Here is a 14,810-nt window from a genome sequence, read left to right on the forward strand (position 1 = left end):
GGCCGCGCCTTTGATTGAGAAAACCAAGAAGGCGAAAAAATTTCTCGCCGACAAAGCCTACGATAGCGCCGAATTACGAGGCAACTTGAAAAAGCGCGGGACGAAGGCCGTCATCCCGAACAAACGTAACCGCAAGCGGCCGTACAGCTTCAGCAAGACATCCTATAAAGAGCGGCATAAAATCGAGAATGCGTTCTGCCGCCTCAAAGATTTCAGACGGATCGCAACCAGATATGACCGGCTGGCCATCAATTTTGCCGCATCAATCTACCTCGTGGCAGCGGTCGTCTGGTGGGTGTTATGAGTCTGGACCCTAGTTTTTGCGTTTCTCCGGCTGCACGCTCACCGTCGCGGTCAGCCCGGCGACGAGATGGAGACCGGCCGGCACCTTGTCGATGGCGATGCGTACCGGAATGCGCGCCGCCAGCCGCACCCAGGTGAAGGTGGGATTCACATCCGCCAGCAATGTGGGCGCGGCGACACGTTCATTGTCGGTGATGCCGGAGGCGAAGCCCTGCACATGGCCCAGGATCGGCGGGCCGCCCTGCAGCAGCTCGACGCTAGCCTTGTCGCCGACCTGGATGTGATGCAGCTTGGTTTCCTCGAAATAGCCATCGACATAGAAGCTGTCCGTATCCACGATGGCGATCACCGGCTTGCCGGCGGCGACGTAATCGCCGGGCCTCATCGAGAAATTCGTCACCCGCCCATTCACCGTCGCGCGCACCGTGCTGCGGGTGAGGTTGAGCTGGGCGACATCGAGATTGGCTTGCGCCGCCGCGGTGGCGGCCTGCGCTTGCGCGTAGGCGGCTTCGGCCGCGCGGGACTGGGTGCTGGCATCGTCGCGCGAAATCGCGGAGGCGGCGTTGTTGGAGAGGGCGGCGTAGCGCGCGGCGTTCTGCTGGGCGTTCTGCATCGTCGCCTTGGCTTTGTCCTGCGCCGCCTGGGTCTGGGCGAGGGCGGCTTTGGCCTGCTCCATCGCCAGGTTGAAACGCGACGGGTCGATCTGGAACAAAGGCTCGCCGGTATGCACGAAATCATTATCCTGTACGAACACCTGCACCACAGGGCCGGTCACGTCAGGGGCGAGAGAGACCACATCCGCGCGCACGCGGCCATCGCGTGTCCAGGGATCGTCCATATAATAGATCCAGAGCTGCCAGCCGACGAGCCCGGCAAGCACCACAACCACCAGGGTGACGAGAAAACGGCTGACGAAATTTGCGGATTTCATGGGGCTCCGGGGGATGAAAGGAAATGCGAGGTCAACAGCCAGACCAGCCCGGTGAGCAGCACCAGGAGGCAGAGATCGAACAGCGGGCGATGCCAGACGAAACGGTACACGCCCATGGCGGAAAGGCCGCGGCGCAGCGCGACGGAGAGCAGCAGGGCGATGCCGATCCAGATCAGCAGCGGCGGAAACAGCACGCCGTAAATGTTGATTTCACCGATCATTCTGCCACCAATGCCTGGCTGTGGGTCTGGAAAATGGGAGGAACCGCCTCGGGAAACAGCACGCTGCGCAGGCCCGAGAGCACCATCAGCGCGGCCCGGTGGGCCAAGGCATCATGCATCAGCGCCACCATCGCGCCGTCCAGCGCGTGCATCAGCGCGTCCGGCGCGGGCTGGCGGGCATTGCCCTGATAATGCGCCGCGATGCCATCGAAGATCAGTTCACAGCAGCGCCGTGCCTCGGGCGGCAGCCGCCATTGCTCGCGGTGCAGGGCGATGATGTTGAGGCCGACGCGCAAATCCACCAGCACGCCGGAGGCGGCACTATCGGCGCCGCTGGCCACGGCGGCGAGGCGCGGCATCATCAGCCCCAGCCGGTCCATCATGATGCCGGTCAGGGCGGCCCGGTCATGCGGGAGGGCGGCCTGCGCGGCGGCGGCGACATCGCGCCAGTTGGCGCGCATCAGCCGCTCCGCACTCCAGGCGGCACCGACCGAGCGCACGATGCGGGTGAGGATCAGCGCCGACCCCAGCCCGACGATCAGGCTGAAGGAGCTGTCCGCGAACGGCACGAAGCTGGTGTGATAGCCATTGCCCAGGCCAAGCTGGGTGGCGCCAACCGCGCCGATGACCATGCCGGTGCCGAACGTGGCGGGGCGCGAGACCAGCACGCCCGTCATCAGCCCGGCCGGGAGCAGCACCAGATAAAGCTCGTCGAACCCCACCACGCGGGGCAGGATGGCGAAGCTGTAGACGAAGATGCCGATGATGACGATGACGGCGTTGCGCAGCATCTGCGCGATCGCCGGGGCGGGATCGTCCTGCGCGGCGAAGAAGGAGCAGGCGACGGCGACCATGATCGCCGCCCCGGCGCCGTAGGCCCAGCCGGTGGCGATCCAGAGCGCGCAGACCAGCAGCACCGCGCCGGCGGCGGAGGTGGCGGAGAGGAAGGCCAGCTTATGGTCGCGGTTCTGCTTGGTGATGGCGATATATTCGGCATCCAGCGCCGGGCTCGCCGGGGGCGGCGGTGCGCCTTCGGTGACGAAGCGGCGCAATTGCCGGGAATGGCTGGAGATGCGCACCAGCTCCTCCAGCCGCAGCGCCAGGCTGGCGCGCAGCAGCCCGCCCCAGTCCGGCGTGTCATGGTCCAGCGTCTGGATGTCGTGCAGCAGCGCATCGGCGCCATCCGCCTTGCCGCTCTGCACCCATTGATCGGTGGCGGCGAGCACGGTTTTCAGCTTCGGGGTCAGCGCGTCCAGCCGGCGCAGCTCGGCGACGCGCTGGCCGATGGAGCTGAGGATCGGCATCAGGCTGATCACATACATGCGCAGCCTCGTCACCTGCCGCACCGCCGATTGCATGTTGGAGACGTCATAGGCGAGCTGGGAGACCATCATCGCGGTGTCGGTCGCCTCGAAGGCCAGACGACGGCGGGCCTCGCGCGCGGCCTGGGATTCACCGTCGCCGGCCAGCGCGGCGCTGGCCCAGTCCACCCCCGGCTTGACCCAGGAGCTGATGCGCCGCGCCAGCACCGGGCCGATCGAGCGCGGCAGGATGATGGTGCCGATGATGGTGGTGCAGACAATGCCGAGGGTGATCTCCTCGCAGCGGGTCAGCGCCGTCTGGAAGACATGGCTGGGATCGGTGACCGAGGGGAAGCCGATGATGCCGGCGGTGTAGCCCGAGAGCATGAAGGTATAGGCGCGCGGGCTGCGGTCCATCAGCGCGATATAGAGGCACATCGCCACCCACAGCGCCATGGCGATGCAGAGCAGCACCGGTGCGTTGACCAGATTAGGCACCAGCACCACCGCCGCGGTGCCGCCGATCAGCGTGCCGAAGAAGCGATAGACGGCTTTCGAGCGCATCGCCCCGGCATAGGGGTTAGCGACGATGAAGGCGGTGGCCATCGACCAGTACGGGTTGTCCAGCCCCAGCCAGCAGGAGATGAAGAAGGCGAGCATGGCGCCCGTGAAGGTCTTCAGGGCAAAGAGGAGTTCGTCCGGCTTGGGCATTATCCCCTGCAAACAGGAAAAAACGTCAGGAAGGTAGATGTTCTTTGCAAGGCGGCTCTGCGGCGCCCCGGCTGGCTGATTGGGCTTATGGTTTCGGCGGGTTTCAAGAGCTTCTTATCGGATGCGAGGCCGGGGCGGAAGCGGTTTGCATGAGGCCGCGGCCCTGATAGCGTGAAAGCACGCAGACGAGGAGCAGGCGGTGAATATCGTGGTGCTGACAGGGGCGGGGATCTCGGCGGACTCAGGCATTGCCACGTTTCGCGCGGCGGACGGGCTGTGGGAAAATCACCGGATCGAGGATGTGGCCTCGCCGGAAGGGTTCTTGCGGGATCCGGCGCTGGTGCATCGCTTTTATAATCTGCGCCGGGCCCAGCTGAACCAGGTGGCGCCGAATGAGGGGCATCTGGCGCTGGCGGCGCTGGAACAGGGCTGGCGCGGGCGGGGTGAGTTTCTGCTGGTGACGCAGAATGTGGATGATCTGCATGAGCGGGCCGGCAGCCGGAATGTGCTGCATATGCATGGCCAGTTGCGCCGGCTGCTTTGCGCGGAATGCGGTGCGGCGGGGCCGTGGCTGAATGAGTCCGGGGTGGAGACGATCTGCCCGGCCTGCGATGCGGCGGCGATGCGCCCGGATATCGTCTGGTTCGGGGAGATCCCGTATTTCATGGATAAGATTCTGGAGGCGCTGGCGCGGGCGGATGTGTTCTGTGCGATCGGCACGTCGGGGGTGGTGTATCCGGCGGCCGGGTTCGCGGCTGAGGCGCGGCGAAACGGGCGAGGCTGCGTGCTGTATGAGATCAATCCGGCGCCGACCGGGGGGCGTTATTTCGACCATGCGATCGAAGCGCCGGCCAGCGAGGGCGTGCCTGAATTCCTGCGCCGGCTGGGGCTTTAATTTTGATATTGGCGAGCAATTTCACGTGTTTATCTTGACGCTGCCGCGTCAACCTAAACACATATTGCTCTAGCCCGCCCGCCGGCTGGAGAGCCGCGCCGCGAGCGTGGCGGCGGCCCCGCTCAGCCCGGTTTCATCGGTAAAGAAAGCCAGTTTTTCGCCCGCGGCGAGGCGGCTGCGAAGGGTGGCGGCGAGCGGGGCGGCGGCGTCCGCGCTGGCGGGCAAGGTGAGGATTTCCAGCGCGCCGGGGGCGGTGAAAGGATGGCCCTGCGCCGCGATGAGGGCGACGATGCCGGCCTCGCGCAGCAGCGCCAGCCCGTCCTCTGGCTCGGCCTGGCCGAGGGAGAGCACGGCCAGACGCCCCGGCTCCGCCCAGACCAGCTGCGCCCCTTGCGTGACGGGGGAGGGTGGCGGCGAGGCGACCAGCGAATCGAGCGCGGCGCGGATTTCGTTCTGGATGGAGGTGAGGTCCATTCCTGCCAGGCGCGGCGCGGTGGCAGCTTGGGGGGCCATGGCCGCGCGGGTGGCGTGGCGGCGGAAGACGAAGCCGGTTTCCGGGGCGGGCTGGGATTCGGGTTCGGGTGCGGCGGGCTCAGCCGGTGGCACGAGGCGCGGCGTGGCCTCCACCTTCATCGGCGGAGCGGCGCGCAGGAAGGCGTGCAGATCATCCTGCGGGCCGCTGGCCGGGGCCGTCTGCCGGCGGCGGCCGCCCAGGAGGTCGATACAGAGTGCCAGTATGCCGAGGCCCAGAACCCCCAGCCCGGCGCTGAGATACAGCGTGTCGTGATCCAAACTTTTCCGCCTCCAACGCGGCTTCCTGGAAATTTACGCGCCGGGAGGCGGTTTGAAAAGCGGGGCGGGGGCACCCGTGTCGCCCACCCCCAAACGTTGTTCGCCGCTTTTTTGAAAAAAAGCGGCCCAAAAAACTTTTGATTTTAAAGAATTAGCCTGGCCGGGCGTGGAAATCCGCCAGCTTGTAGCGGCTGCCCAGGCTGTAGCGGCTGCCAGGATGGGTGAGCAGAGAGCGCGTGGCGGGGCCGGCCGGGGTCCAGGTGCGGCGCAGCAGGCAGAGGCAGGCGTCCTGGGGGCCCAGGCGCAGCAGCGCTTGCAGGCTGGCATCGGCCAGGGTGGCGTGGATGACATGCTCCACTTCGCTCGGCGGGGCGATGGTCTGCAGATAGCGGTTCGGGGTCTGGCGGGTGAAATCCTGCGCCAGATAATCTGGGGCGAAGCCGGGCGAGACATAGCGCTGCTCCAGCTGCACCGGGATCTCATCCTCGAAATGCAGGATCTCGGAATAAAACAGCCTGGCGCGCGGGCGCAGGGCGAATTCGGCGGCGATGTCCGCTGGCGCGGGGCGGGCTTCCAGCGCCAGCACCTGCGCGCGATGGGCATGGCCACGCCGTGCGATATCCTCGGCGATGTCGTGGATTTCCAGCAAGGGCGAGCGCGGGGCTGGAGCCTGCACGAAGCTGCCCGCGCCCTGCAGGCGCAGCAGCACCCCCTCGGCGGAAAGCTCGCGCAAGGCACGATGCACCGTCATCCGCGAGGCGCCGAGGCGCTCCATCAGCTCGAACTCGGAGGGGATTTTCTCGCCCACCTTCCAAATGCCGCTGGCGATGCCCTCCCGCAGATAGGCCTTGACCTGCTCATAGAGTTTGGCGGGGCGGGGAGACGGCATGGCGGTCACAGCCGCTTGCGCAAAATTGCCTCGAACGCGGCGCGGGCGGGCCGGGCGTGGATATGTTGTCCGGCTTCCACCAGCCGTTTGCCGCGCACCCAGACATCGCGCAGCGCGGGCGCGCGGGCGGTGAAGAGGGCGTCGGCCAGCGCATCCTCCGGCGTTTCGCCGGCGATGGTGACGAAGCTGGCCGGGGCGCCGATGGCGAGGCCGGCCGGCAGCCCAATGGCCTGCGCCCCGCCGGCCAGCGCGTTTTGGTAGAGCGCGGTGGCGGTCGAGCGGGTCGTGTCCGTGGCCATGACATTGCGCTGGCGCTGCGCCAGGCGCTGGGAATATTCGAGCATCTGCAGCTCGCGCGCGGCATCGATGAGGATGTTGGAGTCCGAGCCGATGCCGAAGGCGCCGGTGAAATGCTGGGCGGGGAAAATACCGTCACCGAGATTGGCCTCGGTGATCGGGCAGAGCCCCGCCACCGCCTGGGATTTTGCCATGGCGGCGGCCTCCTGGGCGGTGATATGGGTGGCGTGGACCAGGCACCAATTTGCCGAAACCGGGGCGTTTGCCAGCAGATATTCAACCGGCCGGGCGCCGGAGAAAGCCAGGCAGGCCTCGATTTCGGCGGTCTGCTCGGCGATGTGGATGTGAAACGGCGCGGCGCCGTTCAGATGGTTCAGCGCGGTGATTTCCTCACGCGTGGCGGCGCGCAGCGAATGCGGGGCGCAGCCGGTGGCGGCCAGCGCCTGGCAGCGTTCATGCAGCCGGGCGTAGCTGTCCAGCGAATTGATGAAACGGCGCTGGCCCTCAGCCGGTGGCCGCCCGCCAAAGCCGGAATGGGCGTAGAAAACCGGGAGCAGCAGCAGCTCGATCCCGGCGGCGGCGGCGGCGGCGGCGATGCGCGTGGCCATCTCCGCGATGTCGTCATAAGGCGTGCCGTCCGGCGCGTGGTGGAGATAATGAAACTCCGCGACCGCGGTGAAGCCGGCTTCCAGCATTTCGGTGAAGGCGAGGGTGGCGATGGCCTGCACATCCTCCGGGTCCAGCGACCAGGCGAGCTTGTACATCAGCTCGCGCCAGGTCCAGAAACTGTCGGTTCCGGCGCCGCGATGCTCGGCCCGGCCGGCCATGGCGCGCTGGAAGCTATGGCTGTGCAGATTGGGCATGCCCGGCAAAGCGATGCCTGCACCGCCTTCGATGCCGGTTTCGATTTGCGTGATCCGCCCGGCCGCAAAGGAGATGGCGACATTCGCGGCCCAACCCTGGGGGAGCAACGCGTGGCGGAAAATGATGCGATCGGACACTGGACAGCTCTCCCGGACGTGCATATTGTATATACAACTTTTCCCTCAACGCCAAGGTTCAGAATATGCGGGCAGAGCGGATTTTTACCAATGCGAGGCTGGCGACGATGGACCCGGATCTGCCGGGCCTGGGGCTGGTGGAGCCGGGCATGGTGGCGCAGGCGCACGGGCGCATTCTCTATGCCGGGCCGATGCGCGATATGCAGGCCGAGGAAGTGGTGGATTGCGAGGGCCGCTGGATCACGCCCGGGCTGATCGATTGCCATACGCATCTGGTTTATGCCGGCAGCCGGGCGGGGGAATTCGAGGCGCGGCTGGCTGGGGCAAGCTATGAGGAGATCGCCCGGGCGGGCGGCGGCATCATGGGCACGATGCGCGCCACACGCGCGGCCAGCTTCGATGAGCTGCGCCGCGCGGCGGAATTGCGGTTGGAGGCACTGCTCGCCGAAGGGGTGACGACCATCGAGATCAAATCCGGTTACGGGTTGGCGCCAGAGGCGGAATATAAATGTCTTGAGGTAGCAAAGTCGCTTGGCGGCGCCGTGGATGTTGTCACCAGCTTCCTGGGCGCGCATGGATTTCCGCCGGAGATGGCGCGTGAGGATTATCTGCGACTGCTCTGCGAGGAGATGATCCCGCATGTCGCGCGACACAGACTGGCCGACGCGGTGGATGGGTTTTGCGAGGGCATCGCCTTTTCGCCTGAGGAGATGGCGCAGGTGTTCGAGGCGGCGACGCGTTGCAGGCTGGCGGTGAAACTGCATGCGGACCAGCTTTCGGACCTTGGCGGCGCGGCGCTGGCGGCAAGGTTTGGCGCGCTCTCGGCGGATCATCTTGAATATACCAGCGAGGATGGCGCCGCGGCGATGGCGCGGGCGGGCAGTGTTGCCGTGCTGCTGCCCGGCGCCTTCTATACGCTGCGCGAAACCAGGCTGCCGCCGGTTGCTTCCTTTCGCGCCCATGGGGTGCGCATGGCGGTTTCCACCGATCTCAACCCCGGCACCTCGCCGCTTTTCTCCTTGCTGCTGGCAATGAACATGGCCGCCACGCAGTTTCGCCTCACGGTTGAGGAATGCCTGCTCGGCGTCACCCGCCATGCCGCCGCCGCACTTGGGCGGTCGGATGTAGGCATGCTGAAGCCAGGGGCCAAATGCCATCTCGCGATCTGGGACATCGAGCGCCCGGCGGAGCTGGTCTATCGCATCGGGTTCAACCCGCTACATCAACGTATCTGGAGTGCCGCATGAAACTCACCCCCGGGGCGATGAGCCTCGCCCAATGGCGCGATATCTATCAAGGCGCTGTCGTCGAACTTGACGAAGCGGCGCTTCCGGCTGTTCAGGCCGGGGCGGATGCGGTGGCGGAGATTCTGGGCCGGGGCGAGCCGGTCTATGGCATCAATACCGGCTTCGGCAAGCTGGCCTCGGTGCGCATCGCGGATGCGGATCTGGCAACGTTGCAACGCAATCTCGTGCTCTCGCACGCGGCGGGGGTGGGCGCGCCGATGCCCGTCGCGGTGGCGCGGCTGATGCTGGCCTTGAAGATGGGCTCGCTCGGCCAGGGCGCCTCGGGCGTGCGGGTGGAAACCGTGCGCATGCTGGAGGCGATGCTGGCGAAGGATCTGATCCCGGTGGTGCCGGCGCAGGGCTCTGTCGGCGCCTCGGGCGATCTGGCGCCGCTGGCGCATATGACCGCGGCGATGATGGGAGTCGGCGCGATTTTCGTCGGTGGTGTGGCCAAGGATGCAGAGCTGGCCTTGGCAGAAGCCGGGTTGGCGCCTTTGGTGCTGGGGCCCAAGGAAGGGCTGGCGCTGCTCAACGGTACGCAATTTTCCACCGCCAACGCCCTGGCCGGGCTGTTCGAGGCGGAGGCGAATTTCCGCGCGGCGCTGGTAACGGGCGCGCTTTCCACCGATGCCGCGAAGGGCTCCGATGCGCCGTTTGATCCGCGCATCCATGCGGTGCGCCGGCATCGCGGCCAGGCGGAGGTGGCGGAGGCGCTGCGCGGGCTGATGGCGGGGTCGGCCATTCGCGCCTCGCATCTGAAAGGCGATGAGCGGGTGCAGGACCCGTATTGCCTACGCTGCCAGCCACAGGTGATGGGGGCAGTGTTGGATCTTCTGCGCCAGGCGGCGGCGACGTTGGATACGGAAGCCAATGGCGTGACGGATAATCCGCTGATCTTCACCGGCCCGGCGGTCGCCCTCTCCGGCGGGAATTTCCATGCCGAGCCGGTGGCCTTCGCGGCGGATATGATCGCGATGGCGGTGTGCGAAATCGGCTCGCTGACCGAGCGGCGGATTTCGCTGCTGGTCGACCCGGTGCTCTCCGGCCTGCCGGCCTTCCTGACGCCGAAACCCGGATTGAATTCCGGTTTCATGATTCCGCAGGTGACGGCCGCGGCTTTGGTCTCCGAGAACAAGCAGAGTGCCTACCCGGCTTCGGTCGATTCCATCCCCACCTCCGCCAACCAGGAGGATCATGTCTCGATGGCCGCCCACGGCGCGCGGAGGTTGCTGCGGATGAATGAAAATTTGCGCGCGATCATCGCCATCGAATGGCTGGCGGCGGCGCAGGGCTGCGATTTTCATACGCTGACCTCCTCGGCTTTGTTGGAGGCGGCGCGTGCAAGATTGCGCGCGGCGGTGCCGAAGCTGGAAGAGGACCGGCATTTCGCCCCAGATATCGAGATGGCCATCGCGCTGCTGGGTGAGGGCGCCTTGGCTGGGTTTGATCTGCCGGGGGTTGCCTGAGATTTTGCCTCGCCTGTGATTTGGACAACACGCCGCGCCGGTGCCGCCGGTGCCTGAGACCATTCTGAAAGGTTTAAGCGCATGACCCGCCTTGATAATGCCCGCATCATCCGTGCCGACCATGGCAGCACATTATCCGCGAAAAGCTGGCTGACCGAAGCGCCGTTGCGGATGCTGATGAATAATCTCGACCCGATGGTGGCCGAGCGGCCGGAAGAGCTGGTGGTGTATGGCGGTATCGGCCGGGCGGCGCGGGATTGGGAGAGCTTCGATCGGATCGTCAGTGCGCTGAAAAGCCTGGGCGATGATGAAACCCTGCTGGTCCAGTCCGGCAAGCCGGTGGGTGTGTTCCGCACCCATAAGGATGCGCCGCGCGTGCTCATCGCCAACTCGAATCTGGTGCCGAACTGGGCGAACTGGGCGCATTTCAACGAGCTCGATCGCAAGGGCTTGATGATGTATGGCCAGATGACGGCCGGCAGCTGGATCTATATCGGCACCCAGGGCATTGTTCAGGGCACTTACGAAACCTTTGTGGAAGCGGGGCGGCGCCATTATAATGGTGACGTCGCCGGAAAATGGGTGCTGACCGCCGGGCTGGGCGGCATGGGCGGCGCGCAGCCTCTCGCCGCGACCATGGCGGGGATGAGCTGCCTTGCCATCGAATGCCAGGCGAGCCGGATCGAGATGCGGTTGAAGACACGCTATGTCGATGTCCGCGCCGATACGCTGGATGAGGCGATGGCGATCATCGAAACATCCATTGCCGAGAAAAAGCCGGTGTCCGTAGGCTTGCTGGGCAATGCCGCTGAAATTCTGCCGGAAATGCTCAAGCGCGGCATCAAGCCGGACATGCTGACCGACCAGACCTCCGCCCATGATCCGGTGAACGGCTATCTGCCCGCCGGCTGGAGCGTTGCTGAGTGGGAGGCCAGGCGCGAGAGCGCGCCGCAGGCGGTGGAAGCGGCGGCGCGCGCCTCGATGGCCAAACATGTCGAGGCGATGCTGGAATTTGTGAAATTGGGCGTGCCGACTTTCGATTACGGCAATAATCTGCGCCAGCGTGCGAAGGAGGAAGGGGTTGAGAATGCCTTCACCTTCCCCGGTTTCGTGCCGGCCTATATTCGTCCCCTGTTTTGCCGGGGCATCGGCCCGTTCCGCTGGGCGGCGCTTTCGGGCGATCCTGAGGATATCTACAAGACCGACGCGAAGGTGAAGGAGCTGCTGCCTGACGACAAGCATCTGCATCACTGGCTGGAGATGGCGAAGGAGCGCATTGCCTTCCAGGGCCTGCCGGCGCGCATCTGTTGGGTCGGGCTGGGGGACCGGCATCGGCTGGGGCTCGCCTTCAACGAGATGGTAGCGAAGGGCGAGCTGAAGGCGCCGATCGTGATCGGGCGTGACCATCTGGATAGCGGCTCCGTCGCTTCGCCCAATCGCGAAACGGAGGCGATGGCGGATGGCTCGGATGCTGTCTCCGACTGGCCGTTGCTGAATGCGCTGCTGAATTGCGCCTCGGGCGCCACCTGGGTTTCGCTGCATCATGGCGGCGGGGTCGGGATGGGGTTTTCGCAGCATTCCGGCATGGTGATTTGCGCGGATGGCACCGAGGATGCGGCGAGGCGGCTGGAGCGGGTGCTGTGGAACGACCCGGCCACCGGCGTGATGCGCCATGCCGATGCGGGCTATGACATCGCCAAGGACTGCGCCCGGGAGTTTGGCCTCAACCTACCCTCATTATAGGTCTGTTGCTGAAAAATCCGGCAATTGGTTCGGTTTAATTTATGCAACGGCTTTGCAGTATCAGGTTTAACAAAGGGGGCGGGCGGCCTATGGTAGGGTAGGCTGCGGAGTTTTCGAGATGATTCACAAGCGTATTCGCCCCTTCAACACCAAGGAGACCTACCCGGAGCAGAATCTCGATAATGATCTCTGCCAGGCGGTGGTGACGGGCAAGATGATCTATCTGCGCGGGCAGGTGCCGCAGGATCTGGACACGCGCGAGAATGTCGGCGTTGGCGATCCGGTGGCGCAGACTGAGAAGGTGATGCAGAATATCGATCTGCTGCTGCGCGAATGTGGCGCGACGCTGGAGCATATCTGCAAGGTGACCGTCTATATCACCGATATCCGGCATCGCGAGGCGGTGTATCGCACCGCGGGACGCTGGCTGAAGGGGGTCTATCCGGTGTTCACCGGGCTGGTTATCGTGGCTTTGGCGCGGCCGGAATGGCTGGTCGAGATCGACGTGATCGCTGAACTGCCCTGAGCTGTCGGAGGATTGTGATGAGCGACTTGAAACGACGTGAGATGAAGCTGCGCGGCGAGCTCGCGGCTTTATGTAGGCTCTCCGCCATGCTGGATTGGCAGGAGGCGACCGCCAACCATATCTCGCTGGCAATGTCCGATGACGGCACGCAATTCCTCATCAATCGCCGCTGGCGTGATTTCGCGACGCTGAAAGCCTCGGAACTGGCGCTGCTGGATGGGGCGGCCAATGCATTGCCGGAAGATGTGGACAGCACCGCTTGGGCGATCCATGGCGCGATCCATCGGCTGGTGCCCCGGGCGCGCTGTGTGGTGCATCTGCACCCGGCCTACGCCACGGCGCTCGCCTGCCTGAAAGACCCTACATTATATCCGGTGGATCAGACCTGTGCGCGGTTCTTCAACCGCGTCGCGGTGGATGGCGCCTATGCGGGGATGGCTGATAACCAGGCCGAGGGTGAGCGCTTGGCGAAGATTCTGGGCGAGAAGAAGATCCTGATGATGGGCAATCACGGGCTGCTGGCCACGGGCGAAACTGCCGCCGAAGCCTTCGATGCCTTCTATCATTTCGAGCGCGGGGCCCGAACCTTGATGCTGGCCTACGCGACCGGGCAGACGCTCAGCGTGCTGAATGACGAGGTGGCGGAGAAGACCGCGCAAGCCTGGGACAGCGAGCCGGAATTCGCCGAAGCGCATTTCGCGCAGATGCGCCGCCGGCTGGATCAGGATTATCTGAACTAGTCGCCGGCGTCACTCATCGCCCGGCACGCCGTAGGCGGGGGCGGCGGTCGGGTTCAGCGCGCGGGTGACGTAGTCATGCATTTGCGGTTGCCAAATCTCCCAGAGCCGGGCGAGTTCGTGCAGCGGCGCGTCGTGCCAATCGACCCTCAGATCCGCCAGCGGCCAGGCTTGTTTGTCGACCACGATGAGGCCGGCGGATTTGATCGGCCCGGCTTCGCCGCCGGCGGCAAGCCCCGCCAGCATCGCTTCGATCACACGCGCGCCAAGTTCCAGGTTCGGATCGCTGGCCACAAACGCGTCGATCACAGCCTGCGGAACGCCGTTATCGGCCAGCAGATTGCCGGCGGCGGCCGCGTTGATTCCGCGCGCCTCGCCGGTGACACCAAGCGTCCGGGCGCCGGAAAATACTGCAGTTTTTCCGTGGGTATCGATGAGGGTCAGTTGCCGGAACTCGGGGAAGCTTGCGCTGCCTGCAATTTTTTCGATCGCCGCAGCGGCGGTGAGGCCAGATTCCAGCGCATCCAGAAGTTGCGGTGCCAGCCGCGGGTCGGTCACGTTCTGGGTTGTTGCGGCACCGACACCCGCACGGGCAAAGGCGCAGCGTGCCGCGACGGCGGGCGATGAGGAGGTGACGGCAACGGCAAACTGGCCTGAACGCGGGCAGCGCGCGACGAGGGAGAAGGTCATGCGAAACTCCTGAACGGTCGCATCCGGTTTCCACGTTGTTGCTGGTTTTGTAAAATATAAACTTCTGATATGTTGATTCAAATTTCTTGAGGGCGGGAACATGCGCTTCACGCTGAAACAGATCGGCTATTTCGTCGCGACGGCAGAGACCGGCAGCATCACCCAGGCCTCCGAGCGGGTGAATATCTCGCAGCCTTCAATTTCCTCGGCGATCACGGCGCTGGAAGAAGAGTTTGGCATCCAGCTTTTTATCCGCCACCACGCGCAGGGACTTTCGCTTACCGCCGAGGGGCAGCGTTTTCTGCGTGAAGCGAAGGCGCTGCTGATGCAGGCGGAAGAGGTGCAGGCGGCGGCGTCGGTGATTTCAGCGAAGATCGGCGGACCGCTGGAAATCGGCTGTCTCTCGACGCTGTTTCCGCTGGCCGTGCCGGAGCTGCTCTCGGTGTTTCGCAAGCGCCACGAGGCGGCGCGGATGAATGCGCTGGATGGAAACCAGGCGGAATTGTTCGAGAGCCTGCGCCAGGGCCGAATTGCTCTGCTGCTGACCTACGATATGAACATCCCACCGGATTTCGACTTCATGCCGATGGCGCCGCTGCCGCCCTACGCGTTTGTCGGCGGGTCGCATCGCTTTGCACGGCGGCGCTCGGTTAGTTTGAAGGAGCTGGAGGGCGAGGATTTTCTGTTGCTCGATCTGCCGATGAGCCGCGATTATTTCTTGTCCTTGTTCCGTGAGGTTGGCATCGCGCCGCGCATTGCCGGGCGCTATGCTTATATCGACATCATTCGCAGCCTGGTGGCGCGGGGCGAAGGGTATGGGCTGGCCAATGCGCAGCCGAAAAACCCCTCGACGCTGGACGGGCACAAGCTCGCCTACCTGACCTTGGAGGATAAGTTGCGGCCTCTGGTCTATGGTGTCGCGACTTTGAAAGGGCTGCGGCGCACGCCGACGGCGGAGGCCTTTCTCGAATTATGCCGGGAGCTGCTGCTGAATCAGAAACTTCCCGGCACGCGCTGAGGC

At 65.0% G+C, this 14,810-nt stretch carries 15 protein-coding genes; 8 read left to right on the forward strand and 7 right to left on the reverse strand.

Translation table 11 applies throughout. The annotated features are described in order from the left end of the window. On the forward strand, positions 1 to 304 hold a 304-nt coding region (locus T331_RS0112370), incomplete at its 5' end, for a transposase (protein WP_155992710.1). Between the two features lie 9 nt (positions 305 to 313). Here the strand turns inward: T331_RS0112370 and T331_RS0112375 are convergent. From T331_RS0112375 to T331_RS0112385, 3 genes are read right to left on the reverse strand one after another with little or no spacing between them, the layout of a single operon-like run. Beyond that, positions 314 to 1,234 carry an HlyD family secretion protein gene (locus T331_RS0112375; RefSeq protein WP_026440241.1) on the reverse strand — a complete coding sequence of 307 codons (921 nt, stop codon included), beginning with the start codon at positions 1,232 to 1,234 and terminating at the stop codon, positions 314 to 316. Further along, on the reverse strand, positions 1,231 to 1,455 hold the full coding sequence (locus tag T331_RS0112380; RefSeq protein WP_026440242.1) for a DUF1656 domain-containing protein: 225 nt from the start codon (positions 1,453 to 1,455) through the stop codon (positions 1,231 to 1,233). Before T331_RS0112380 ends, T331_RS0112375 begins: the two co-directional genes overlap by 4 nt. Next, positions 1,452 to 3,467: an FUSC family protein gene (locus T331_RS0112385; protein ID WP_026440243.1), complete on the reverse strand. Its 2,016-nt coding sequence runs from the start codon at positions 3,465 to 3,467 to the stop codon at positions 1,452 to 1,454. The genes T331_RS0112380 and T331_RS0112385 overlap by 4 nt, the downstream gene beginning before the upstream one ends. A 199-nt stretch (positions 3,468 to 3,666) precedes the next feature. On the opposite strand from T331_RS0112385, the gene T331_RS0112390 reads away from it, so the two are divergent. Further along, positions 3,667 to 4,362, forward strand: a complete 696-nt coding sequence (locus T331_RS0112390) for an NAD-dependent deacylase (protein WP_026440244.1) — start codon at positions 3,667 to 3,669, stop codon at positions 4,360 to 4,362. A 69-nt stretch (positions 4,363 to 4,431) separates the two neighbouring features. Here T331_RS0112390 and T331_RS0112395 read toward each other — a convergent pair whose 3' ends face one another. From T331_RS0112395 to T331_RS0112405, 3 genes are all read right to left on the reverse strand, one after another. Further along, positions 4,432 to 5,154, reverse strand: coding sequence for a hypothetical protein (locus tag T331_RS0112395; protein ID WP_026440245.1), 723 nt, complete (start codon positions 5,152 to 5,154; stop codon positions 4,432 to 4,434). A gap of 151 nt (positions 5,155 to 5,305) precedes the next feature. After that, positions 5,306 to 6,043 carry a histidine utilization repressor gene (hutC, locus tag T331_RS0112400; protein WP_035180111.1) on the reverse strand — a complete coding sequence of 246 codons (738 nt, stop codon included), beginning with the start codon at positions 6,041 to 6,043 and terminating at the stop codon, positions 5,306 to 5,308. A gap of 5 nt (positions 6,044 to 6,048) precedes the next feature. After that, positions 6,049 to 7,341 (reverse strand): formimidoylglutamate deiminase, encoded by a 1,293-nt coding sequence (locus tag T331_RS0112405; RefSeq protein ID WP_026440247.1) that lies wholly within the window; start codon positions 7,339 to 7,341, stop codon positions 6,049 to 6,051. A gap of 65 nt (positions 7,342 to 7,406) precedes the next feature. Here T331_RS0112405 and hutI point away from each other — a divergent pair, with 65 nt between their 5' ends. The 5 genes from hutI to T331_RS0112430 all read left to right on the forward strand — a co-directional run bounded on the left by hutI (position 7,407) and on the right by T331_RS0112430 (position 13,102). Beyond that, on the forward strand, positions 7,407 to 8,588 hold the full coding sequence (gene hutI / locus T331_RS0112410; RefSeq protein WP_026440248.1) for an imidazolonepropionase: 1,182 nt from the start codon (positions 7,407 to 7,409) through the stop codon (positions 8,586 to 8,588). After that, on the forward strand, positions 8,585 to 10,093 hold the full coding sequence (gene hutH, locus T331_RS0112415; RefSeq protein ID WP_026440249.1) for a histidine ammonia-lyase: 1,509 nt from the start codon (positions 8,585 to 8,587) through the stop codon (positions 10,091 to 10,093). The genes hutI and hutH overlap by 4 nt, the downstream gene beginning before the upstream one ends. Positions 10,094 to 10,174: 81 nt before the next feature. Continuing rightward, positions 10,175 to 11,836 carry a urocanate hydratase gene (gene hutU, locus T331_RS0112420; protein WP_026440250.1) on the forward strand — a complete coding sequence of 554 codons (1,662 nt, stop codon included), beginning with the start codon at positions 10,175 to 10,177 and terminating at the stop codon, positions 11,834 to 11,836. A 118-nt stretch (positions 11,837 to 11,954) separates the two neighbouring features. Next, positions 11,955 to 12,362: a RidA family protein gene (locus T331_RS0112425; RefSeq protein ID WP_026440251.1), complete on the forward strand. Its 408-nt coding sequence runs from the start codon at positions 11,955 to 11,957 to the stop codon at positions 12,360 to 12,362. Positions 12,363 to 12,379: 17 nt separating this feature from the next. Further along, positions 12,380 to 13,102, forward strand: a complete 723-nt coding sequence (locus T331_RS0112430) for a class II aldolase/adducin family protein (RefSeq protein ID WP_026440252.1) — start codon at positions 12,380 to 12,382, stop codon at positions 13,100 to 13,102. Between the two features lie 9 nt (positions 13,103 to 13,111). On the opposite strand, the gene T331_RS0112435 is transcribed toward T331_RS0112430, so the two are convergent. After that, entirely contained in the window at positions 13,112 to 13,789 is a 678-nt protein-coding gene (locus T331_RS0112435) for a DUF1028 domain-containing protein (RefSeq protein ID WP_026440253.1), read from the reverse strand. Between the two features lie 100 nt (positions 13,790 to 13,889). Here T331_RS0112435 and T331_RS0112440 point away from each other — a divergent pair, with 100 nt between their 5' ends. After that, entirely contained in the window at positions 13,890 to 14,807 is a 918-nt protein-coding gene (locus T331_RS0112440; RefSeq protein WP_026440254.1) for a LysR family transcriptional regulator, read from the forward strand. The last annotated feature ends 3 nt before the right edge of the window (positions 14,808 to 14,810 follow it).

This window comes from Acidocella facilis ATCC 35904 (genome assembly GCF_000687875.1).
Lineage (GTDB): Bacteria > Pseudomonadota > Alphaproteobacteria > Acetobacterales > Acetobacteraceae > Acidocella > Acidocella facilis.